Source organism: Holophagales bacterium (assembly GCA_016699405.1).
Taxonomy (GTDB): domain Bacteria; phylum Acidobacteriota; class Thermoanaerobaculia; order Multivoradales; family JAGPDF01; genus JAAYLR01.
On sequence record CP064972.1, the window covers coordinates 3,514,766 to 3,537,912 of the forward strand.

Consider the following 23,147-nt stretch of genomic DNA (forward strand, 5'->3'; position numbering starts at 1 on the left):
CCGCGCTTCGTGACGGGAGTGCCGGGGCCGGGGGCGAACCTCGTCGACGTCGCGGTCCCCTTGCCGCTCCCGGAGCCGCTGCTCTACCTCGTTCCGGAGGCGCTGCAGGACAGCATCGAGGCGGGGGTCCGCGTCGCGGTTCGCGTGGGTGGGCGGCGCCTCCGAGGAATCGTGCTCGGACGGTCCAACCGGGCAATACCGGTTGGCGTCGAGGTGCGCGAGGTCGAAGCGGTGCTGGACGCCGAGCCCGTCCTCACGGGTGAGCTTCTCGAGCTGGGGAAGTTCATTTCCTCCTACTACCTCTGTCCGATCGGCGAGGTGTTGCGCTCGCTGCTGCCCGGTGACCTTCCCGCCTGGGGAGTTCAGAAGATCTGGCTCACCTCGAGCGGCGCGCTGGCCGTATCTCGGGACGCGCTCGAGGCCAGGCTGGTGGATCGCCTCCTGGCGGAGGGACGGCTCTCACGAAGCTCGCTCGCGGCGGCGGGGGAGGATCGAGTCGCGCTCTTCCGGACGGTCGACCGGATGCTCGACGAAGGACGCCTCGCAAGCGATTCCGGCGACGCCCGCCAACGGGCGCGATTCGAGGCTGCGTACGAGCTCGCACCAGGAGCTCTCGAGAGTCACCTCGCGGCGGCCGGACGGAGCCCGGCCGGCCGCTCGGTGATCCAGGTCCTGGCAGATCTCGGTCGCCCGGCTGCGCTTCCGGAGCTGACGGCGGCTGCCGGCTGCGGCGAGAGCGTTCCGCGGCGGCTTGCCAAACTGGGCATCCTGCGAGCCTTTCAGCAGCCGCTTCGCCTAGCCCTCGATCGGCATCAGCTTCGCGGCTCCGCAGACCGTCCCGCGACGTTGACCTGCGCTCAAGAGACGGCGCTCACGGCCCTCGCCGGAGCGATCGAATCGCGCACCTTCTCGGCGCACCTGCTCGCCGGGGTCACCGGCTCCGGCAAGACCGAGGTCTATCTCCAGGCGGCGGAGAGGGCGCTCGCACTGGGCCGATCCGCGATGATCCTCGTGCCCGAGATCGCCCTCGTGCCCAGCTTGGCGCGCGCGGCCCGGCAACGGTTCGGCGAACGCCTCGCCCTGCTGCATTCCAGCCTCGACGGGGGCGAACGCCATCAGGAGTGGGAACGGGTCCGGAGCGGGGTGGCGACGGTCGCCCTCGGCCCGCGCTCAGCGCTCTTCGCTCCACTCGTGGACCTCGGACTGGTCGTCGTCGACGAAGAACACGAAGCCGCCTTCAAGCAGGAACAGGATCCGCGGTACAACGCACGGGATCTCGCCCTCATGCGAGCTCGCACTTCCGGGGCGACCGCGGTGCTGGTCTCGGCGACGCCGAGCCTCGAGTCGCGCTGGAACGTGCTCTGCGGCAAGCTCGGGAAGCTCACGCTGCCGGATCGGGTGGGGGAGGCGACGCTACCCGAGGGCATCATCGTCGACCTGCGCGAAGAACCGCTCTCGCGCCTTCCCGGAGGGCTCCTGCTCTCCGGCCGTCTGCAGCAGGAGCTGGAGGAGACGCTGGCTTCCGGCGCCCAGGCGATCCTGCTGCGTAACCGGCGGGGGTTCGCTCCGCTGCTGCTCTGCCGGGCCTGTGGGGAGCTGTTCAGCTGCGACGACTGCGGCCTGCCGAGAACACTCCACCGACGGGATGGCACCCTCATCTGCCACTACTGCGGATCGACGCTTCCGGCCCCGAGCCGCTGTCCGACCTGCCGTGAGGCGGCCCTGGAAGCGATCGGCAGCGGGACCGAACGAGTCGAAGCCGAGGTCGCCGCGCGGTTCCCCGGCGTCGGAGTCGCAGTCCTCGACCGTGACGAGGTCCGGCGCCGGGGGAGCGTCGCCGAGATCCTGGAGGAGTTCGCCCGCGGCGAGTCGAGGATCCTCATTGGGACCCAGATGGTGGCCAAGGGGCACCACTTTCCCGAAGTCGCGCTCACCGGAGTCCTGGCGGCGGACAGCTACCTGGCCTTCCCGGACTTTCGTGCCGTCGAGCGTACTTACTCCCAACTCGTCCAGCTCGCCGGGCGGGCTGGACGGGGAAGCCGACGGGGCAAGGTCGTCATCCAGACTTTCCATCCGGATCACTATGCGATCCGGGCCGCCCTTGACCACGACGACGAGGCGTTCGCGCGGGAGGAGATGCGGTTCCGCAGAGCCTTCCATTACCCACCGTTCAGCCGCATGATCCAGGTTCTCTTGCGGGATCGCCGCCGCGAGTCGGCCGCGCAGTGGATGCGAGAGCTTGCCGAGCGCCTTCGCCAGGTGGCGGGTGACGAACCGGGCCTCCGGCTGACCGGACCGGCTCCCGCGCCCTTCGAGCGACTGCGCGGCGAATGGCGGTTCCAACTGCTGATGCGCGGCCCCTCGGGCTCCCGGCTTCGCGAGCTTCTGCGGCAATCGCTTCCCCAGAAGCTACCCCGAGGACTGGTGATCGATGTCGATCCGCAGCACCTCCTGTAGCCTTCCTCTCGCTGGCGGCGTTTGACGGTACCCGGGGCCTTTGCTACTTTGCACCGGCCATGAGCCCAGGAGAAGGGAACTTCGAAGAGGGACTGCTCGAGCTTCGCCGCCGGATCGAAGAGCTCGAGGGGTTTCCCGAGGCCGGGGGGCGTGAACGCCAGCTCAGCCAGTTGCGCAGTCAACTTCGCAAGGAGACCGAGGCGGTCTTCTCGAAGCTGAACCGCTGGCAGAAGACGCTGGTCGCGCGTCACGCCGAGCGACCGTTTCCTCTCGACTACATCAAGTTCCTGACCGAGGACTGGGTGGAGCTGCACGGAGACCGCACCTTCGGCGACGATCCCGCGATCGTCGCCGGATTTGCCCGCCTCGACGGCCGCCCGGTCGCGATCGTCGGGCATCAGAAAGGTCGGGGCACGAAAGAGCGGATCTGGCGCAATTTCGGCCAGCCACGTCCGGAGGGCTATCGAAAGGCTCTGCGTGTCATGAAGCTGGCGGAACGGTTCGGGCGACCGATCATCTCGCTGATCGACACGCCCGGAGCGTACCCTGGCATCGACGCCGAGGAGCGAGGGCAGGCCGAAGCGATCGCGCGAAACCTGTTCGAGATGTCGACGCTGCGCGTCCCGGTCGTCGTCGTCGTGACCGGAGAGGGCGGAAGCGGGGGAGCCTTGGGGATTGGCGTCGGCGATCGGGTCCTAATGTTGGAGTACTCGATCTACTCGGTGATCTCGCCGGAGGGCTGCGCAGCGATCCTCTGGAAGGACCAGAATCGCAAGGAAGACGCGGCCGAAGCGATGCAGGTCACCGCTCCCGACCTGCTCCGCCTGGGAGTGATCGACGAGATCGTTCCCGAACCTCTGGGCGGAGCCCACACCGACCCGGAGTCGGCCTGTCGTCGAGTCGGGGAGGCGATCGTTCGATCGCTGCGCGAGCTCGAGAGGAAGGAGCCGGATCGGCTCCTGAAGGACCGCGCGTCGAAGTTCCGCAAGCTCGGCGTCTTCCTCGAAAGCTGATCCTGGACCCGTCTCGCGTGCGGGTGGCGGCGATCTGGACTGCGGCGGCAGTTCCGCCGGTGGTCGACGAGCTGGAGCGGGGAGGACTCCCGCGACCTGTCGCCATCCTCCTGGCTCGCCGCGGCGTCACCTCACTCGCCTCCGCGCGACGGTTCCTCGCGCCATCCCGAGAGCACTTCAGCAGTCCTTTCGACCTGACTGGCATCGCCGCCGCAGTCGAGCGGATCCTTCGGGCCCGCCGGGACGGCGAACGGGTCGCCATCGTCGGCGACTACGACGCCGACGGAGTGACGGCGACGGCGCTTCTCGCCACGGTGATGCGCAGCCTCGACATCGCCACCGAGACGATCCTCCCGGACCGATTCCAAGACGGCTACGGCTTCCAGCCTCGCCACGCGGAGCTGGCCGCTGCGGGCGGCTGCCGGCTGCTGCTCACCGTCGACTGCGGAATCACCTCGATTCCGGCCGTCGAACTGGCGAAACGACTGGGGATCGAAGTGATCCTGACGGACCACCATCTCCCGGGTCCGGACCTCCCCGCAGCCGACACGATCGTCAACCCGCACGTCGGAGACTGCGACGGTGCGGGAAGGGAGCTGACCGGCGTCGGACTGGCGCTCAAGCTCGCCGTCGCCCTTCTCGAGAGAGTCGATCGTCCGGTGCCGCTCGAGGCCCTCCTGCGGATCGCTTGTATCGGCACGATCGCCGACGTGGCCCCGCTTCTCGAGGAGAATCGAACGATCACCGCGCTGGGGCTCGCGGCACTCGCACAAGCCCGCTCGCCCGGCCTCCGCTCCCTGTTGCGTGTCGCCCAGGTCGCTCCTCCGGTGCGCGCCGACGATGTCGCTTTCCGTCTCGCCCCGCGGCTCAACGCAGCTGGTCGACTCGCCTCGGCCGAGCTCGCCCTCGAGCTGCTCGTCACGCGCGACGAACGTCGCGCTCGAGAGCTCGCCGAGCAGCTCGACCGGCTGAATCGAGAGCGCCAGGGCCTCGAGCTGCGAGCGGTCGACGAGGCGAAAGCCCATTTCCTCGAAAGGGCCACCGAGCCGCGGATCCTCGTGGCCTGGAGTCGCACGTGGCACCGCGGAGTCGTCGGCATCGCCGCCGGAAGGCTTGCCCGCGAGTTGTGCCGTCCCGTGATCCTCCTCGCCCAGAGCGATGGCACCGCCGTCGGCTCGGGTCGAAGCGTGCCAGGGGTCGATCTCCATCGCTTCGTCGAGCCCTGGCAAGAGCGCCTGGAGCGGTTCGGAGGTCACGCGCAGGCGATCGGACTGACCGCGAGCGTCGGCGAGCTCGAGCGCCTTCGCGGCGAATGGGAGGATCGCGCCGCCGCCTGGCCCGAGGAGTGGCTTCGACCGCGGCTCGAATACGAGCTCGAGCTGAGCCCCGCCGAGATCGGGACCGACCTGCTGCACCAGCTCGGAAAGCTGGCTCCGCACGGCGCAGGCAACCCGGAACCAACCGTCCGGTTGCGCTCCCTGGTGGCGGCGAAGGCACCGCGTCTATTCGGCCGCGATCATCTCGAGGTGGAAAGTCGGCGCGCCGACAGCGATTCCCCGGCGATCCGGCTGGTCGCGTGGGGCTGGGCATCCAGACGAGCGCTCTTCGAACAACCGTTCGAGGCGATCGTCGCTCTGCGGTCGGATCCCCGGGCGTTCGGCGGCTGGAGTGCCACCGTGATCGATGCCCAGCCCGCCGATGCGTGCAAGAATCCCGCCACGGCATAGAATCCATCTGATGAGTGTCGGTCCGCAGTCCCGCAGCCCGTTCCGGAACCTCCGGCGTGCTCTGCTTGCAGTCATTCTCGTCCTCGTGGCGGGTCTTGGCGGGCTGTATTGGCTCGGACGATCGGGCCCGCTCGAGCCCGCTCCGGCCCCGGCCCCGGTCTCCCTCCGGGGCGCGACCGCGGTCAGCGAAGGCTTCGACTACACGCAGGTCGTCGACAACCAGCCCGTGTTTCGTCTGCGGGGAGCCCGTTTTCGTTCCACCACGGAAGGGCTCGTCGAGCTCGACCAGGTCGGCCTCACCCTCTTTCGCGAAGGGCGCGAGTACGGCGTCGAAAGCAGCCGGGCGACCTACAACCCCGAATCCAAGGAAGCGACGCTGACAGGTGAGGTGCGCCTGACCGGGGGAGGGCTCTCGTTGACCACGAACGAGCTCACGCTGGCGAGCGGCGGCCGGCAGCTCGACGCCCCAAACGCCGTGGAATTCGGTTTCGCCGAGGGGCGAGGGACAGCGGGAGGCCTCAAGGCCGACCTCGACCAGGCGTCGATCTCACTTCAGGCGCCGGTGAATGTCGCGGCCAAGAGCCGCGATGGAGCGAATCTGCTCCTGCTTGCCGAGCGTGCGGTCCTCGATCGAAAGGCGCACGAGCTGCGGGCGGAGGGCAACGTCTCGGTGACCGGCGGCAATGCGCGCTTTCGCGCCCAGAATGTCGTTCTGGTTCTCGCCGAGGACGAGAAGACGCCGCAGCTCCTGCGAGCGACCCTCCAGGTCGAGGGCGAACTGCGCGAACCCGATGCCGACGCCGAGGCGCCGCCGGCATTCACCATGAGCGCCTACTCCCTGACCCTGCAGTTCAAGGCGGGAGAGTCCGTCCCCGAGAAGCTCGAGATCCAGGGAACTCAGGGCGAGTCCGCGGTGCTCGTGACCAACTCTCCGAACGGGCTCATCCGGGTGTTGCTCTCTCGCTGGGTCGTCGGCCACTTCCAGTCGGGAGCGCTGACGATGGTCGAGACAGTTGGCAGCTCCGAAGTGAAGGAATATCAGGCGGGGGCCGAGAACAAACTGCTGCGCCTGGCCTCTGCCCAGTTCGCGCAAGCGGATCTGGCCGCCGACCGGCACCTCGAGGCCCTCACGCTCACCGGCGGGGTGATCCTCCGCGACAGTCGATTGCGGGCTGCCGCCGACCGTGCCTACCTTCAGCCTGACGCCGGAACAGCGCAGCTTTTCGGCGAATCGGTGCGGGTCACCAGCGAGAGGGGTGAGCTCAGGGCGCCGCGCGTCGTCTATCAACGGGAAGGAGAGCGAGCCCACGCCGAGGGGGGAGTGGAGGCGACGCTCATCGGGTCCATGCTTCCCAACACGGCCCTGGCAGAAGGAGGCAATGGCGAGCCGGTTCGCGTCCGCGCAAAAGAGGCGTTCCTCGAGCTCGCTGGCAACGGCTTCGTCTTCCGAGGGGACGTCCAGGCCTATCAAGGCGAAACGGTCCTCTTCGCCGACCAGCTCCGTGCCGACGACGCCGAGAAGCGACTCGCCGCCAGCGGCTCGGTGAAGACCGTATGGAACCCCGAGGAGTCCGTCCAGGGCGAGAAGCGGGAACCGGTCGAGGTCAGCGCGAAGACGCTGACGTATCGCGAGAGCGAGCGCGAGCTCCTTTACGAAGGCGACGTGACCGTGCTGCAGGCGGGGCGAACTCTCCGCGCCGGCTCGGTCGAGGTCGAGCTCGACGAGAACCGCAAGGCCCGCAAGATGGTGGCTCGAACCAAGGTCCAACTGGAGGATCCCGCGGCCGGCCGGCGCGTCGAAGGGGACGAGGCCATCTACGATCTCGCCGCCAAGACGGTGATCGTGAGCGGCTCACCGGCACAGATGCGCGACAGCACCGGGAACATCCTGCGCGGAAAGCGGCTCACCTACGACCTCGTCAAGGGTTCTTTGCGCGCCGGAGGCGAAACGAAATGACCGCGAGCCCGGCCATCAAGCTGAGGACAGCCGGACTGCGCAAGGTCTACAAGGGACGCGCGGTGGTCAAGGACGTCTCGCTTTCGGTCCACTCGGGCGAAGTCGTCGGACTGCTGGGACCGAACGGCGCCGGCAAGACGACCACCTTCTACATGGTCGTCGGCTTGACGCCACCGGATGCCGGCCAGGTGTTCCTCGGCGCCGAAGACATCACGCTCGCTCCGATGTACCAGCGGGCGCAACGAGGGATCAGCTACCTGCCTCAAGAGCCCTCGGTCTTCCGGCGACTCACGGTGGAGGAGAACCTCCGCGCCATCTTCGAGACCCTCGATCTGGCCCATCCGGAGCAGGAGCGGCGGATCGATCGGCTGGTCGAGGAGTTCGGTCTCGCGAAGGTGCGGCGGAGCCAGGGCTACTCGCTCTCCGGCGGCGAACGCCGGCGCGTCGAGATCGCCCGGGCGTTGGCCATCAACCCCTCCTTCATTCTTCTGGACGAACCGTTCGCCGGTATCGATCCGATCGCCGTGCTCGACATCCAAGGTATCATCAAGCGCCTTCGAGAGATGGGCATCGGCGTCCTCATCACCGACCACAACGTTCGCGAGACGCTGCGCATCACCGACCGCGCCTATATCATCAACAACGGCGAAATTCTGAGGGCTGGCTCTCCGAGCGAGCTCTCGACCGACCCCCAGGTTCGCAAGATCTATCTGGGCGAGGGATTCCGGCTCTGACCTGAAGCGCATCGTCGATGGCTCTCGAACAGAAACTCTCCCTGCGGCTCTCGCAGAAACTGGTGATGACGCCGTCACTGCAGCAGGCGATCAAGCTGCTGCAGATGACCCGCCTCGAGCTGGAAAGCGTCGTTTCGCAGGAGCTGGTCGAGAACCCGCTGCTCGAAGAGGTCGAGGAGACGGCCCCGCCCGTCGAACCGGTCGATGAGGCAGCGCCGGTTCGCGAGCAGGTCGCCGAGTCCGAAGTCGAAGTGCAGGCGCCGGAGGCGCTTGCCGAAGTCGATTTCGAGGCCTACTTCGGGGACGACTCGGAGCTCTACGGTCCGCCGGGCGAGCGCGAGTATCGCGAGGCGCCGCCGCTCGAGAACACCCTGACGCAGGGACCCGACCTTTGCGACCACCTGCAGTGGCAGGTCGCCATGTCGGCGCTGACCCCGCGCCAGCGCGACATCGCCGAGCTGATCATCGGCAACCTCGATCCCGACGGCTTCCTCGTCGCAACGCCGGAGGAGATCCGGCTTCTCGGCAACGAGACGGCGACGCCGCCGCTCGAGCCCGAGGAGGTCATCGAAGTGCTCCGGGCCATCCAGCAGATGGACCCGCCCGGCGTGGCGTGCAACGACCTGCGCGAAAGTCTGCAGCGCCAGCTGATCGCCCGCGGCTTCGCCCCGAGCTCGCTGCCGCATCGCATCGTCGCCGAGATGTGGGAGCCTCTCCTGCGGCGGCAGTATCAGGCGGTGGCCAAGGCGCTCGGTGTCGAGCTCCACGAGCTCGAGCCGGCAGTGGCGATCATCCGGACCCTCGAGACCCGCCCTGGTCGGCTCTTCGCTCACGAGCGCGCCCAGTACATCGAACCCGACGTCGTCGTCGTCAAGATCGGCGACGATTACGTCGTCCAGCTCAACGACGACGGGCTCCCGCGCCTGCGCATCAGTCGCTCCTACCGGCGGATGCTCCAGCGGATGCGTCAAGAGGGGAAGCAGGCGGACGCCCAGCAGTTCATCCGCGACAAGATGCGAAGTGCGGTGTGGCTGATCAAGAGCCTCGATCAGCGCCAGCGGACGATCTACAAGGTCGCCGAGTCGATCGTCCGCCAGCAGCGCGATTTCCTCGACCATGGCCTGGACCGTTTGCGTCCGATGGTGCTCCGCGACGTGGCGGAGGACATCGGAATGCACGAGTCGACCGTCAGTCGGGTGGTGTCGAACAAGTACATGCACACACCACGCGGGCTGTTCGCCATGAAGTTCTTCTTCCACAGCGGCATCGACCGCGACTACGGCGACGACATCTCGTCACTGACCGTGAAGCGCAAGATCAAGCAGCTCATCGAGTCCGAGGATGCGAGGCGGCCGCTCTCCGACAGCGACCTGATGCGCATCCTCAACCGGGAGGGCATTCACATCGCCCGCCGTACCGTCGCCAAGTACCGCGACGAGCTCGGCATGCCTTCCTCGGCAGACCGCAAGCAGGTGTTCTAGGTCGAAAGGAGAGCCATGAAGATCGATTACGTGGCACGCAACTTCGAGCTGGACGAGCGTCTCAAGAGCCTGACCGCGAAGAAACTGGCGAAGGTGGCCAAGTTCCTTTCCGATCCGGTCGAAGCGCGAGTGGCCTTGAGCCAGGAGAAGTTCCGCTTCACCTGCGACCTCCACGTCGCTCACCGTGCCGGCGAGCTCCACTCGAACGTCGAGAGCCACGACGCGCAGGAAGCCCTGGAGTCGGCGATCGACGGGGTCGAGGAACAGGCCAAGCGCGGCCGGCAGAAGAGCGTCGACCGCCGGCGGCGGGCGAACCGGGCAGCCGAGCGCGTGGCGAACTGGCCGGTCTCGGTGGTCGAGCCGGCGACGCTCGGAAATGACGGCGGGCCGCAGGTCCTCCGCACCGAACACATGCCCATCAAGCCGATGAGCCTCGAGGAGGCGGCGATGGCCCTCGAGGACTCCGAACACGGCTTCGTCGTCTTCCGCGACGCGACCTCCGAGAAGGTCAGCGTCCTCTATCGCCGCAAGGACGACAACTTCGGCCTCATCGCACCCGAGCTCTGAGCCAGACCATGGACCGCACCGGCGAGCCGGCTCACGTTCGCGTCCGCGAACTGCTGGGTGAAGAGCTCCGCGAGCTCGAATTCTCGCTGCTCGCCGGCGAGGGCGGCCTCGAGAACCGCATCACCAATCCGCGCGTCCAGAAGCCCGGCTTGGCCTTTGCCGGATACTTCCGTTACATCAAGCCGGGGCGCGTCCAGATCGTCGGCGAGAGCGAAGTCGAGTACTTGGCGACGCTCTCGCCCGAGCTTCGTGCGGAACGGTGTCAGAAGATCGCCGAGCTTCCCGTTCCGGTCTTCATCGTCACCAAGGGTTTCGCGCCGCCGTCCGACCTGCTCGAGGAGTGTCGCCGGCGCGAAGTGCCGATGCTGACGACCCGAGCGCTCTCGTCGCACGTGATCAAGCGGCTCAGCTACTTCCTCGAGGATCACCTGGTTCCTTCCACCCACGTCCACGGCGTGCTGCTCGACGTCTTCGGTCTCGGCGTCCTGCTCATCGGCGGCAGTGGGGTGGGGAAGAGCGAGTCGGCTCTCGACCTGATCACTCGCGGGCACAGTCTGGTGGCCGACGATCGCGTGACGATCAAGCGGTACCCGAGCGGCGACCTGGTCGGGTTTGCCGAGGGACCGTGCAAACACCACATGGAGCTTCGCGGCATCGGGATTGTCAACGTCAAGGAGCTCTTCGGTCTGGCCTCGGTGCGCGAGCGCAAGACGATCGACCTCGTGATCGAGCTCGAACACTGGGTCGAGGGAAAGCACTACGAGCGGCTCGGCCTGGACGAGGTCGTCTACAGCATTCTGGAGACGCCGATCCCGTTCATCCACATGCCCGTCGCTCTCGGAAGAAACATCTCGATCCTGGTCGAGATCGCGGCCCGCAACCATGTCCTGAAGCTCCTGGGGACGAACTCCGCGCGCGATTTCGCGCGCAAGCTGGAGGAGCAGCTTGAGCGGAACCGACGTGCCCTCGGCGCCCGTTAGACTGGCCTTGATCACCGGGATGTCCGGGTCCGGCCGGAGCACGGTCGCCAAGTGCTTCGAGGATCTCGGCTACTACTGCGTCGACAACCTGCCGCTCCCGCTGCTGCGTCAGTTCATCGCCCGCCCCTCGGAGCTCGTGGAGGGTCGGGACCGGATCGCCGTGGTTGCCGACGTCCGGACCTCTGGGTTCGAGGAGGAGTTCCCCGACCTGCTCGAGGAGATCGACCGCCAGCGGGTCGAGGCGACGCTGCTCTTCCTCGAGGCCTCCGACGAGGTGCTGATCCGCAGGTTCTCCGAGACGCGGCGGCCGCATCCCCTCGCTCCGGACGCTCCGCTCGCCGAGGGGATCCGCCGCGAACGCGAGCTTCTCTCCGAGCTCCGGGGACGAGCTGACCTCGTCCTCGACACCAGTGAGTGGTCGATCCACGAGATTCGCGGGGTAATTCATCGCGAATTCGCCGAACCGGAGGACGCCGGCCACTCGATGGTCGTCTCGCTGATCAGCTTCGGCTTCAAGTACGGTCAGCCCTACGGCGCCGACCTGGTGTTCGACGTTCGATTCCTGCCGAATCCGCACTTCGTGCCGGGACTGCGGGAACGGACCGGACAAGAGGAGCCGGTGCAGATCTACCTCGACCACCAACCCGATTTCGGCGAGCTCCTGCAGCGCCTGTCGGATCTCCTCGTCTACCTGCTGCCCAGGTATCGCCGAGAGAACCGGCGTTATCTGTCGATCGCCGTGGGCTGCACCGGGGGTCGCCACCGTTCTGTGGCGGTCGCGGAGCGGCTGGCTGCGGCGCTCGACCGCGCGGGGTGGAGCGTCCGGCTCATCCATCGAGACATCGAGCGCTGAGGGACGCGATGCGCGGCATTCTGATCGTGACTCACGGTCACCTCGCTCCGGAGCTCCTGGAGACGGCGAAGACGATCCTCGGCCGTGAGCTGCAGAACGTTCGGGCGCTCTCTCTCGAGTGGACCGAGGGCTGGGACGAGGCGAGAACGAAGATCGCCGCCGAGATCGCCGCGTTCGCCCCTGGCACCGAAGGCGTCCTGGTGCTGACCGACCTCCACGGCGACACGCCCTCACGAGCGGCTGCCAGTTTTCAGGAGCCGGGGCGCGTCGAGGTGGTGACCGGTGTCAATCTGCCGATGGTGGTGCGCCTCGGATGCGCAGAGCCTGAACAACGTTCGCTCACCGAGTTGGCGCACTGGATCGAGGTCAAGGGCCGGAGGGCGATCCGTCGCGCCGATCCGCCAGCCGCCGAATCGCATCCGCGAACCGTAGACGGCGACTCGGAAAGCTAGGACCGGAGCCCCATGATCGAGAAGGAGATCGCTGTCGTCAACCGCCTCGGACTGCATGCCCGAGCCGCGGCCAAGCTTGTCCATCTTGCCGGGTCCTTCCGCAGCCAGGTCACCCTCAGCCGGGACGGCGAACAGGTCGACGGGAAGAGCATCCTGGGAATCCTCCTGCTCGCCGTGCCGCAAGGAACTCGACTCTCGCTGAGATGCGACGGGGAGGACGAAGGCCGGGCGGCCGAGGCGCTGGAAGCCCTGTTCGCTGACCGATTCGGAGAGGGCGAGTGAGCGAGAGTCGGAAAGCGACGCGCGTCTTTTCCGGCCTTGCCGTCTCCGAAGGCGTGGCGATCGGTCACGCGGTTTCGATCCTCAGCCGCACGGTGGACATCGTCCGGTTCCCCTTGCAGGACGATGCCATCGAAGGTGAGCTGTCGAGATTCCGCGAAGCCGTCGCAGGAACCCACGACACCATCGAAGCGACCCACGGCAAGGCAGGGGAGTTCCTCGGCGACGAGCTGGCGGCAATCTTCACCGCGCACGCCCTGCTGCTGGCCGACCCGTCGTTCGTCGGATTCATCGAACAACGGATTCGCCAGGAGAGGGTCAACGCGGAGTGGGCGGTTCACCAGACCTCGACCGAGCTGATCAGCCGATTCGAGCGCATGGAGGACCCCTACCTCCGGGAGCGCAGTCACGACGTCGAAGACGTCAGTCGCCAGCTGCTCCGCACGCTTCAGGGTGTCGGCCACCACGAGCTCTCCGAGCTCCAGGGCGACGTGATCGTGGTGGCCGACGACCTCACTCCTTCGGAGGCGATCCGACTCGGCCGAGGTCGAGTCGTCGGATTCGCCGTGGAGAGCGGCGGGCTCACCTCCCACACGTCGATCATCGCGCGCTCACTTCACCTCCCGGCGGTTTGCGGGTTGGCGGGCGTGACCGGGCTCGTCACCACCGACGACCCGGTCGTCCTCGATGGCAGCGCCGGGTCGTTGATCCTCCATCCGGGTGACGAGACGCTCGAGCGCTATCGCCAGGTCCAGCGCGAGCAGGAAGAATGTGATCTGGCGAGCGAAGTTGATTCGCAGCAGCCCTGCGTGACGGCCGACGGAGTCGCGATCGAGCTGATGGCCAACATCGACCTTCCCGAGGAGATCGAGGCGATCACGCGATTCGGGGCGCGAGGCATCGGACTCTACCGCAGCGAATTCCTCTTCATGGAGACCGAGCCGAGCCTGCCGACCGAGGAGCAGCACTACCAGGCCTACCGGCAGCTGGCGGAGGGCGCCTCGCCCTTCCCGGCGGTGATCCGCACCTACGACCTCGGCGGCAGGAAGCTCGCTCGCGACATGATGCACCTCGACGAAGAGAACCCGGTGCTCGGTCTGCGGGGCATCCGCCTGACCCTCGCGCGTCCCGTGATCTTCCGGACCCAGCTGCGCGGGATCCTTCGCGCTTCGGCCCACGGAGAGGTGTGGTTGATGGCTCCGCTGGTCAGCCGCCTCGAGGAATTGCGACAATTCCGCGGCCTGGTCGAGGAGTTGGCCGGTGAGCTACGTGCCGAGGGCAGAGAAGTCGCTCGCGACCTGAAGGTCGGGATCATGATCGAGGTCCCGGCAGCGACGCTCATCGCCGATGCGCTCGCACGTGAGTCGGACTTTTTCTCGATCGGCACCAACGATCTGATCCAGTACTCGCTCGCCGTTGACCGGAACAACCGCCACGTCTCGGAGCTCTACCAGCCCCTTCATCCAGCCCTGCTGCGAATGATTCGGATGACCGTCCGGGCGGCCAACGCCGCCGGGATTCCCGCCAGCCTCTGCGGAGAAATGGCTGGCGACCCGAGGTTCCTTCCCCTGCTGATCGGTCTTGGGCTCCGCCGGCTGTCGCTGAACCCGAGAACGGTTCCTGCCCTGCGTCGACTTGTGCGAGAGTTGGATGTTCGGGAGCTCGAGCGATGCGCCGAGCGTTGCCTCGACCTGGGCACCGCGGCCGAAGTCGAACGAGAGCTCTCGAGAGTCCGCCGCACCCCGTCAGCGAGCCGCCCGGTCGACTCGTAGAAGCTGACGGGACGGCTTCAGCCGAGGAGGTTGGAGATGATTCAGGAGATCCGCCGGGTCGCCAAGCCCTGGGGCCACGAGCTCATCCTGGCCCACACCGCTTCCTACGTCGGGAAGATCCTTCATATCGAACCGAACCAGGCTCTGTCGCTGCAGATGCATCGCGTGAAGGAGGAGACCTTCTACGTCTTTTCCGGGGAGATCGAGCTGCAGGTCGAGGAAGGGGAGGTCATGGTGAACCGGCCGCTGAAGCTGGGCGAGGCCTATCACGTGACACCCGGAACGCGACATCGGATGGTCGCCGGCCCGGAAGGCTGCGACCTTTTCGAAGTGTCGACGCCGCACCTCGACGACGTCGTGCGGCTCGAGGACCGGTATGGGCGAGCTTGAGCGAGTCCATCGGGGATCGCTGACGGTTCTCGCACTGCCCCTGGTTCTGGTTCTGGGGTGTGCGGCCCGCGCCCCGCGCGCGGAAAAGCAGTCCGTCGCCGCCGCAAGCCTCCCTCCCCAGACGTTGAGCCAACTCGAACCCGAGCCGACGCCTCCGGCAGTGCCTCCCGTCGCAGCCCCGGCCCCCGATCCGACAGTCGTCGTCGTCGATCCGGGCGGGGAGGAGAGTGCCGCGGACAACTTGGTCGTGGCAGCTCGTGCCGAGCGAGAGCGCCGTCGAGTCGCCGGGCCGCCCGTCGCCGTTCTCAATGACAAGAACATCCAGCAGTTCGCCAAGGACCGGAAGCTGACCTTCGCCAGCCCCGAGGCGAATCCGTCCACCCCGAAGCCAACCACCCAGCCCGACGGCGCCGCCAAGGACCCGGAGACCTACTGGCGGGAGCGAGGGCGAGAGATCAGGGAGAGGTGGCGGCGCCTGGGTGACGAGCTGGCACAGGCGCGCGATCGGGCCGCGACCCTGCGAACGCGATTCTACAGTACCGACGATCCATACATTCGCGATACAGATATCAAGCCCGCTTGGGATCGAACCCTCGACCGGATCTCGACCCTCGAGGCCGAAATCCGAGAGATCCGCGGAGACCTCGACCACTTCCAGGAAGAAGGCCAGCGGGCAGGAGCTCTCCCGGCATGGCTGCTCGACGGCGTCGAGCTCGAGCCGGAAGCCGAGCGCACGCCAGACAAGACCGCTGACCCTGCAGAGCCGGTGATCTACCAGGAAAAGCCGCATTGAGCACGCTGACTGGCATTCGCCGGTTCTTCGTCGAGACCTGGGGCTGCCAGATGAACGAACTGGACAGCCAGCGTCTGTCCGGTCAGCTGATGCAACAGGGGGTCCTTCCGACGCTCCACGTGGAAGAGGCCGACCTCATCCTGTTGAATTCCTGCAGCGTTCGAGAGCGGGCGGAACAGAAGGTCTACTCGCGGCTCGGAGAGTACCGGTTGCTCAAGAGGGATCGCGAGAAGCCTCTGTTCATCGGTCTCTGCGGATGCGTCGCACAACAAGAAGGGGAAAGGGCACTCGCACGAGTTCCCGACCTCGATTTCGTCCTCGGCCCCGCGCGAGTGGGGGAGCTGCGCGAGGTTCTGCGGCAGCGGCTCGACGGGCAACGTGTCGTCGCGACCGGATTCCCGGCGGACCGCCGCTACGATCTCGATGCCGTTTCTCGTGATGGTCTCTACAAGGGGATGGTAACGATCATCGAGGGCTGCAACAAGAACTGCACCTTCTGCATCGTCCCCTCGACGCGCGGACCCGAGGCCTGTCGGACCTTCGACGAGATCCTCGTGGAGGTGCGCCATCTGCTCGACCTCGGCTTCGTCGAGATCGAGCTCCTCGGACAGACCGTCAACCACTGGCGGGAACCCGCGACCGGCCGGGACTTCGCCGACCTGCTCGCTGCCGTCGCCAGCCTTCCGGGAATCCGGCGCCTCCGGTTCGTCACCTCCTATCCTCGCGACTTCTCGCCTCGGATGGTGGAGCAGATCGGTCTGCACGAGACGATCTGCCCGTATGTGCACCTTCCCGTCCAGTCGGGGAGCGACCGGCTCCTTCGACGAATGGGGCGTGGGTACCAGATCGACACCTATCTCCGTCTCGTCGAGTCGCTTCGGCAGGCCCGCCCCGGGATCGCCATCTCGACGGACCTCATCGCCGGCTTTCCCGGCGAGACCGAGGCAGACCATCGCGACTCGATCGCCCTGCTCGAGCAGGTCCGGCACTCGGCGCTATTCGCATTCTGCTACTCTCCACGGCCCGGGACCGCCGCTGCTCGGCTTCCCGACCCGGCGGTGCCCTCGGATGTCGCCGAGGCGCGGCTTCAGGATCTCCTGAGAACGCAGAACGGCATCCAGCGGGAGCTCAACGAGGAGCTCGTCGGGCGTGAATTCGACGTGCTGGTGACCGGGTGGGGTCGCGAGGCAGGGGCCTTCACCGGGCGGACGACCTGCCATCGGATCATGCACTTCCGCGCCAGCGATCCGAGGTTCCGCGCCGGCCATCTCGCCCGCGTGCGCGTTGTTCGAGCCAATCCCCACAGTCTCGTCGGCGAAGAAGTCGCCTGATCCGGATGCCCCGCGTCTTCGCGCGGAACATCATCGCCTCCACTTCCAGCGCAGCATGCGACCCGGCGCCCCCCAGCGGGTCGCGCCGTTCTCGCTGTCGGGTTGCTCTTGACGCCCCAGGACGCGCACCCGAGAATCGGACTGTGGGTGAGAAGGACAACCTGGTGCTCGTCGAGGTCCGCGGGCTGATGAACGATCCAGCGACTCGGACCCCGATCGTCGTTCTGCGCGACGACGAAGGTGATCGCTTCCTACCGATCTGGATCGGCCTGTTCGAGGCCCAGGCCATCGGTCTTGCGCTCGAAGGGGTCAAGGCCCCGCGCCCGATGACCCACGACCTTCTCGCGGACACCATCACCTCGCTCGGCGGAACCGTCGATCGGGTCGTCGTTTCCTCCCTGCGCGAGGGGACCTTCTACGCAACGGTGGAGGTCCTGCGCGGCGGCGAGGCGCTGGTGCTGGATGCACGGCCGTCCGATGCGATCGCACTTGCGCTGCGCCTGGGGAGCCCGATCCTCGTCCGCGAGGCGATCTTTTCCGACGCCGCGACCCGATCGTCAACGTCTGGCGAAGCCATCTCCTTCGACGAAGACGAGCGGTCGAGGCGCCTCCTCGAATCGCTCACTCCGGAGGAGTTGGGAAAGTACAAGATGTAGCCATCCGGCGCGCCAAAGTCCTCCGAACCTATTGATTCAATAGCACTTCCATCATGTGTCGGCGCGCCGACATCGCTGCTCGGCCGCTCCTGCTTTCCTTGACCATCTCGACGACCCCGGCTTACACTCCCGTCCGCCTATGATCCTCGCCATCGCCAATCAGAAGGGTGGAGTCGGCAAGACGACCACCGCGATCAACCTCTCCGCCGCGCTCGCAACGAAGGGGCTCAAGACGCTCCTTGTGGATCTCGATCCACAGGCCAACAGCTCGATGTCCTTCTTCGATGTTCATCAACTCGAGCATTCCGTTTACGACGTGCTGGTGGAGGGCAGTACCAGCATGGAGAGCATCCTGCAGCCGGTGGAGAAGGTCCCCAACCTCTGGGTGGCACCCTCCTCGATCTCCCTGGCGAAGATCGAGGCGAAACTCCTCGGCGAGATCGACAGTCACTTCCGGTTGAAGGACATCCTCGCTTCCGTTCAATCTGGATTCGACATGGTCGTCCTCGACACCCCTCCGACGCTCGGGATCATCACCGTCAACGCCCTGGTGGCCTCGACCCACGTTCTCATCCCGATTCAGTCGAGCTATTTCGCCCTCGAAGGAACCGACGACCTCCTCGAAACGATCGACAAGGTCAAGCAGAGAGCCAATCCCCAGCTCCAGATCCTCGGCGCCGTGATCACCCTTCATGACCGCCGGACCCTCCTGTCGCGAGACATCGTGGACCAGATCCAGCGGGTCTTCGGGGACAAGCTCTTCGAGACGACGATCAGCAAGAGCGTCCGACTCGAAGAGAGTCCGGCCTATCGGGAGTCGATCTTCTCTTTCGCTCCGAAATCCACCGGCGCGTTCGAGTACTACAAGCTCTCCGAGGAGGTTCTCGGTCGTGTCTGAGCCCGCCTCGAAGAGAGGACTTCCGACCCGCGTGAAGATGCGGCATGGTGCCCATTTCGTCGACGAGCTGACGCGACGCCACGAGACGCCGATCGGCCGCATGGTGCCCTTGTCCGCCTTGGAGCCGAATCCGGACCAGCCGCGGAACTCTGTTGGCGACCTTTCGGACCTGGTCGAGTCGATCAAGGCCAAGGGCATCCTCGAGCCGATCCTCGTTCGGCCACGAAAGACCGCGGAAGAGGGGGAGTCCGAGCTGGCCCGGTCTCAGTTCCAGATCATCTCCGGTGAACGCCGGTACCGCGCCGCCCTGGAGGCCGGACTCTTCGATGTGCCGGTCATCGAGATGGCCGTCTCGGATCAAGAGGCCCTCGAGATCGCCCTGATCGAGAACCTGCAGCGCAAGGACCTGTCGCCCTTCGAAGAGGCGGACGGCTATCGCGCCCTGGCGGAGCTCTACAGCTACAAGCACGAGCAGATCGCCTCGGCGGTCGGCAAGTCGCGGACCTCGGTCACCGAGAGTCTGATGCTCTTGCAGCTTCCGGCTCGGGTACGCGAAGCCGCGCACGCCCTGGGGATCACCACGAAGTCGACGCTCCTCGAAGTGCTCAAGGCCGGCGACGAGAACCAGATGATTCAGCTGCTGGAGCGGGTGGCCACCCAGGGCCTGAGCCGGGACGACGTCCGGCGGGAGCAGCGAGCCATCAGCAAGGCCGGCGATCCGCCACGTCGCAAGCCGTACATTTTCAAGTTCAAGGCCCCGGATCGGAGCTTTCAACTCGCCGTCACCTTCAGACAGTCGACTGTCGATTCGTCTGACTTGATTCGCGCCTTGGAGCAGATCCTCGCGGACCTTCGCAGCAAAGCCAATCCCACCACAAAGCCCAAGTAGCAGCGCTCGACCGACCTGAACGTGGGGAGCGTCGCCCTCCGGGTCGAACGCGAGGTGCCGTCCAGGCACGCGAAAAGCCGCCGCCGGCCGACTTCACGCGTTCTAGTTTACATAATCAATCTTATCGGACCTTGCGCAAAGCTGGAATGGCCGCCTTGTCAGGCTCTCCGCCGCCGACGGCGCTGCTTTCCCGGCCCGCAGGGCGAACCGGATCCAGCCTCGCTGCGATTCAGTGGAACGACTTCAGGGAGTGTTGCTCGGGGAGTGCCACTCGGCACCCAGATCTTCGTCCTCGTCGACCGCAACTTGGACGAGGCTAGCCGCCCGGCCCGTCCAGCCGGCAACGAGTCGGTCCCGGATCCAGAGGACCAGGTTCTCGCTCGACGGAATCCGCCCGCCGGGGGCGAACTCGAGGACAGCGGAGTTGAGATGCTGATGATCGAGAGCTTCGAGAACAGCATCTCGAACCAGGGCGTCGAGCCAGCCAAGATCGATCACGAACCCGGTGTCCGGATCGGGCTCCCCGGCCACGACGACGGTGACACGGTAGTTGTGTCCGTGCCCCGGAAGATTCGCGCACTTGCCGAAGCGGCGCCGGTTCTCCTCGTCGGACCAGTCGGGTCGACGATAAAGATGGCTGGCGGAGAATCGGTAGCGACGGCGCAACCGGACCCGCTGGTCGAATCTCGTCAGACCTTCCCTCGCCATAGCTCCGACCCTCCCGTCACGTGGATCGACGCCCCGGTCACGAAGTCGCTGAGCACCAGGAACTCGACCGCACGAGCGACGTCCTGCGGACTTCCCAGGCGCTTGACCAGGGTCCGTTCCTCCATGGCCGACCGCTCGGTTGCCGTCGTCCCCTCAGGAGGCAGAACCGGTCCAGGCACCACGGCGTTGACTCGGAAGGCCGGCCCCAGCCCCTTGGCCATTGATTTCACCAAGGCGATCAAGCCGGCCTTCGCAACGCTGTGGGCGAGGTAGTTCGGCCACAACTCGACGCCGGCGGCGTCGGCAATCGCGACCATCACTCCCCCACTCGCCTCCCGCCGTCGCACCATCTCGCGAGCCACGAGAGCAAACGAGCGCAGGTTCAGCGCCAGGGCGTGATCCCAGAGCGCGGCGTCGCTCGCCTCGAGATCGGCTCGAACGAAACTGGCGGCGCAATGAACGAACAGGTCGGGAGACTCCGCTCGGCGATCGAACTCCCGGTAGATCCGCGACGCACCGTCGGCCGTCGCGAGATCCGCCTGGAGCACGAAGCTCCCTGCAGGCAGCTCGGAGACGAGCTCCTGTGCAGCCTGCTCGCTCGTGTGACAGTGAACAGCGACGCGAGCGCCGAGTGCACCGAGGTGGCGCGTCACCACCCTGCCGATCCGTCGGGCTCCTCCCGTCACGAGAACAAGGTGGCCGAGCAGCGGAGCGGGCCGCGCGGTGTCCGTATAATGCGCTTCTCTCATGCGCCGGCTCGATCGCTACCTCGTATCCGAAGTCCTGGGACCGTTGGCCCTTGGATTTCTAGTGTACACGTTCATTCTGCTCGTCCGGTTCTTCTTCGCCTCGGCGGAGATGATCATCCGACGCGGGCTGCCCGCCGGCACGGTCGCCGAGCTTCTGCTCCTCGGCCTCCCCAGCATCCTCGTCCTGACCTTGCCGATGTCGCTCCTCTTCGGCGTGCTCATCGCCGTCGGCCGTCTGTCGGCCGACAGCGAGCTCGTGGCGATGCGCGCCTGCGGTCTGAGCCTCTATGCGGTGACCCGGCCGATGGTCATGCTCGGCACGGTCCTCTCCCTGCTCACGGCCTACGTCTCGATCGAGCTGATGCCCGCGGGGAATCACGCCAGCAGCAAGCTGATGATCGAGATCGCGACGAAGACGATCAGCCAGCAGGTCGAGCCGCGGGTCGTCTACTACGAATTCCAGGGCAAGGCGCTCTACATCTTCGACATCGACCCCGGAACCAAGCAGTGGAGGGGTGTCTTCCTCGCCGACTCGGTGCCCGGCATGCGCAACGAGATCGTCGTCGCCGACTCCGGCGAGCCACGCCTGGCGCCGGACGGTGAGCAGCTCACCCTTCATCTCGAGGGAGCCACGAAGCACACGGTCGACTTGGCCAATCCGGCTCGGTACGAAGTCAGTCGCTACCGCACGCTCGACTTTGTGCTTCAGGATCGCTTTACGAGTGAGCAGCGCGCCAAGCTCGCCGCGAGCAAGAGTCGGCAGGCGATGACCATGCGTGAGCTTCGCCGCCGGGCTCGTGATCAAGACCTCCCCGTCGAGGAGCGTCGCTTGGCGAGCGTCGAGATGAACAAGCGCTATGCGATCCCAGCCGCCTGTCTCGTCTTTTCCCTGCTCGCCGTTCCGCTCGGTTTCAACAACCGGCGCGGCGGAAAGTCCTCGGGATTCGCCATCTCCATCCTGGTCATCTTGTTCTACTGGATTCTGCTGACGCAGGGAGAAGAGGCGGCACGCGTCGGTCAGCTCTCCCCTGCCCTGGCGATGTGGCTGCCCGACATCCTGCTCCTCGGCCTCGGTCTCGTCACGATGTGGCGACGAGACCGCGATCTCCCATTGGTGCCTCGACGGCTCTCCGCCGTCCAGTGGGTGCCACCTCGGGTCCGAGCGCTCTGGCGGCGAGCCGTCTACCAGGTCGGGCGCGCCACGCGGCGCTCCGCTCATCCGGCTGCGGCGACGGATCGGGCGCATGGGACGGCCTCGACGGCACCGAAGCGGCGGACGCTCGGGCTCCGCTCTCTCCGTCCGGGGGCGCGGATCGTCTTTCGCCTGCCGCGCCTCAAGCTGAGATTCCCGAATCTTCTCGACCGCTACGTGCTTGAAACGCTGGTCCGAGTGTTCGCCCCGGTGATGCTCTCCGCCGTCGCCATCTCGCTGATCGCCGACTTCACCGACAACCTGGATCAGATCCTGAAGAACCACCCGCCGCGCGACGTGATCTTCGGCTACTACAAGTACGTTTCGCTCCAGGTCGCCTACGACACGGCGCCGATCGTTGTCCTCGTCACCACGCTCATCGCTTTCAGCCTCCTCGGGCGGACCAACGAGATCACCGCCCTCAAGGCGCTCGGGACCTCGCTCTTCCGCCTCGCCCTTCCTGCCGTGGTCGCCGCGGGGACCGTGGCGGCGCTGTCGATCCTCCTGCAGGCCGAGGTATTGGTCGTCTCCAACCAGAAGGTGAGCGAGTACAAGGACCGGATCAAGGGGAGGACCGTGTCGCGCAGCCTGCGCCGAGCCGATCAGCACTGGGTGGCCGGCGAGGGTCGGACGCTCTACAACTACGCCGGTTACGATGACCGGACGAAACGGCTGCAGCGGCTGCAGATTCTCCGCTTCGACGAGAATCGGCGGTTGACCGCACGGCTCTTTGCCGACTCGGCGCAACACGCGGAGAGCGGATGGATCGTCGCTCGCGGATGGGTGCGGGATTCGCCGGACTTCGTCACGTTCCAGTCCCTCGACGCACCGGTGCGAATCGACCTCCCGGAGCAGCCCGAGTACTTTGCCATCGACCGACCTCGACCGGAGGAGATGTCGTACCGGGACCTGCGCGCGACCATCGCCGACCTTCGCGCCAGCGGTCAGGCGGTCTCCGAATTGGAGGTGTCGCTCCATCGCAAGCTGGCGTTCCCCTTCACCTCGGTCGTGATGGCGTGCGTCGCCCTGCCCTTCGCCTTCCGTCTCGGAAGGCAAGGGGCTCTCTACGGCCTCGGGCTCTCCGTGGTGCTCGGAATCGTCTTCTTTGCGATCTACGCGTTCTTCATGAAGCTCGGGGAGGTCGGCGCGTTCCCGGCGGTCGTTGCGGTCTGGAGCCCCAGCCTTCTCTTCGCGCTGCTCTCCGCCTATCTGTTCCTGGGCGTCCGCACCTAGTTGGCCAGCGGCAGGGCCCCGGGCACACCGCCCGGA

General features: G+C 66.5%; 21 protein-coding genes. 19 read left to right on the plus strand and 2 right to left on the minus strand.

Annotated elements, in window-relative coordinates; genetic code table 11:
• The first annotated feature begins 9 nt into the window (after positions 1 to 9).
• From priA to IPJ17_14600, 18 genes are all read left to right on the plus strand, one after another.
• Positions 10 to 2,457, plus strand: a complete 2,448-nt coding sequence (gene priA, locus IPJ17_14515; protein ID QQR72703.1) for a primosomal protein N' — start codon at positions 10 to 12, stop codon at positions 2,455 to 2,457.
• Positions 2,458 to 2,516: 59 nt separating this feature from the next.
• Positions 2,517 to 3,470: an acetyl-CoA carboxylase carboxyltransferase subunit alpha gene (locus tag IPJ17_14520; protein ID QQR72704.1), complete on the plus strand. Its 954-nt coding sequence runs from the start codon at positions 2,517 to 2,519 to the stop codon at positions 3,468 to 3,470.
• A gap of 17 nt (positions 3,471 to 3,487) precedes the next feature.
• Entirely contained in the window at positions 3,488 to 5,197 is a 1,710-nt protein-coding gene (gene recJ, locus IPJ17_14525) for a single-stranded-DNA-specific exonuclease RecJ (GenBank protein ID QQR72705.1), read from the plus strand.
• Positions 5,198 to 5,207: 10 nt separating this feature from the next.
• Positions 5,208 to 7,154 (plus strand): LPS export ABC transporter periplasmic protein LptC, encoded by a 1,947-nt coding sequence (lptC, locus tag IPJ17_14530; GenBank protein QQR72706.1) that lies wholly within the window; start codon positions 5,208 to 5,210, stop codon positions 7,152 to 7,154.
• On the plus strand, positions 7,151 to 7,888 hold the full coding sequence (gene lptB / locus IPJ17_14535) for an LPS export ABC transporter ATP-binding protein (GenBank protein ID QQR72707.1): 738 nt from the start codon (positions 7,151 to 7,153) through the stop codon (positions 7,886 to 7,888). The genes lptC and lptB overlap by 4 nt, the downstream gene beginning before the upstream one ends.
• 17 nt (positions 7,889 to 7,905) lie before the next feature.
• On the plus strand, positions 7,906 to 9,369 hold the full coding sequence (rpoN, locus tag IPJ17_14540) for an RNA polymerase factor sigma-54 (GenBank protein ID QQR72708.1): 1,464 nt from the start codon (positions 7,906 to 7,908) through the stop codon (positions 9,367 to 9,369).
• 15 nt (positions 9,370 to 9,384) lie between these two features.
• A complete protein-coding gene (raiA, locus tag IPJ17_14545) occupies positions 9,385 to 9,936 on the plus strand; it encodes a ribosome-associated translation inhibitor RaiA (protein QQR72709.1) in 552 nt (183 codons plus the stop codon).
• 8 nt (positions 9,937 to 9,944) lie between these two features.
• Positions 9,945 to 10,916, plus strand: a complete 972-nt coding sequence (gene hprK, locus IPJ17_14550) for an HPr(Ser) kinase/phosphatase (protein ID QQR72710.1) — start codon at positions 9,945 to 9,947, stop codon at positions 10,914 to 10,916.
• A 19-nt stretch (positions 10,917 to 10,935) separates the two neighbouring features.
• Positions 10,936 to 11,769, plus strand: a complete 834-nt coding sequence (gene rapZ / locus IPJ17_14555; GenBank protein QQR76187.1) for an RNase adapter RapZ — start codon at positions 10,936 to 10,938, stop codon at positions 11,767 to 11,769.
• A gap of 8 nt (positions 11,770 to 11,777) precedes the next feature.
• Positions 11,778 to 12,221, plus strand: a complete 444-nt coding sequence (locus IPJ17_14560; protein QQR72711.1) for a hypothetical protein — start codon at positions 11,778 to 11,780, stop codon at positions 12,219 to 12,221.
• Between the two features lie 12 nt (positions 12,222 to 12,233).
• On the plus strand, positions 12,234 to 12,503 hold the full coding sequence (locus IPJ17_14565) for an HPr family phosphocarrier protein (GenBank protein ID QQR72712.1): 270 nt from the start codon (positions 12,234 to 12,236) through the stop codon (positions 12,501 to 12,503).
• Positions 12,500 to 14,272: a phosphoenolpyruvate--protein phosphotransferase gene (gene ptsP / locus IPJ17_14570; GenBank protein ID QQR72713.1), complete on the plus strand. Its 1,773-nt coding sequence runs from the start codon at positions 12,500 to 12,502 to the stop codon at positions 14,270 to 14,272. Before IPJ17_14565 ends, ptsP begins: the two co-directional genes overlap by 4 nt.
• 39 nt (positions 14,273 to 14,311) lie before the next feature.
• Positions 14,312 to 14,662 (plus strand): cupin domain-containing protein, encoded by a 351-nt coding sequence (locus IPJ17_14575; GenBank protein ID QQR76188.1) that lies wholly within the window; start codon positions 14,312 to 14,314, stop codon positions 14,660 to 14,662.
• The gene (locus tag IPJ17_14580; GenBank protein ID QQR72714.1) at positions 14,649 to 15,455 is read left to right on the plus strand and encodes a hypothetical protein; all 807 of its coding nucleotides are present in this window, start codon (positions 14,649 to 14,651) and stop codon (positions 15,453 to 15,455) included. Before IPJ17_14575 ends, IPJ17_14580 begins: the two co-directional genes overlap by 14 nt.
• Complete coding sequence (gene miaB / locus IPJ17_14585; GenBank protein QQR72715.1) at positions 15,452 to 16,786, plus strand: tRNA (N6-isopentenyl adenosine(37)-C2)-methylthiotransferase MiaB; 1,335 nt, start codon at positions 15,452 to 15,454, stop codon at positions 16,784 to 16,786. The genes IPJ17_14580 and miaB overlap by 4 nt, the downstream gene beginning before the upstream one ends.
• Positions 16,787 to 16,974: 188 nt before the next feature.
• On the plus strand, positions 16,975 to 17,442 hold the full coding sequence (locus IPJ17_14590) for a bifunctional nuclease family protein (GenBank protein QQR76189.1): 468 nt from the start codon (positions 16,975 to 16,977) through the stop codon (positions 17,440 to 17,442).
• Positions 17,443 to 17,581: 139 nt separating this feature from the next.
• Positions 17,582 to 18,340 (plus strand): ParA family protein, encoded by a 759-nt coding sequence (locus IPJ17_14595; GenBank protein ID QQR72716.1) that lies wholly within the window; start codon positions 17,582 to 17,584, stop codon positions 18,338 to 18,340.
• Positions 18,333 to 19,229, plus strand: a complete 897-nt coding sequence (locus IPJ17_14600) for a ParB/RepB/Spo0J family partition protein (GenBank protein ID QQR72717.1) — start codon at positions 18,333 to 18,335, stop codon at positions 19,227 to 19,229. The genes IPJ17_14595 and IPJ17_14600 overlap by 8 nt, the downstream gene beginning before the upstream one ends.
• 243 nt (positions 19,230 to 19,472) lie before the next feature.
• Here the strand turns inward: IPJ17_14600 and IPJ17_14605 are convergent, their stop codons facing one another.
• Together IPJ17_14605 and IPJ17_14610 are read right to left on the minus strand one after the other, a co-directional pair.
• Positions 19,473 to 19,937, minus strand: coding sequence for a 6-carboxytetrahydropterin synthase (locus IPJ17_14605; protein ID QQR72718.1), 465 nt, complete (start codon positions 19,935 to 19,937; stop codon positions 19,473 to 19,475).
• Positions 19,919 to 20,686 carry an SDR family oxidoreductase gene (locus IPJ17_14610; protein QQR72719.1) on the minus strand — a complete coding sequence of 256 codons (768 nt, stop codon included), beginning with the start codon at positions 20,684 to 20,686 and terminating at the stop codon, positions 19,919 to 19,921. The genes IPJ17_14605 and IPJ17_14610 overlap by 19 nt, the downstream gene beginning before the upstream one ends.
• Between IPJ17_14610 and IPJ17_14615 the strand changes: the two genes are divergently transcribed.
• Positions 20,685 to 23,111: an LptF/LptG family permease gene (locus IPJ17_14615; GenBank protein QQR72720.1), complete on the plus strand. Its 2,427-nt coding sequence runs from the start codon at positions 20,685 to 20,687 to the stop codon at positions 23,109 to 23,111. The genes IPJ17_14610 and IPJ17_14615 overlap by 2 nt on opposite strands.
• The last annotated feature ends 36 nt before the right edge of the window (positions 23,112 to 23,147 follow it).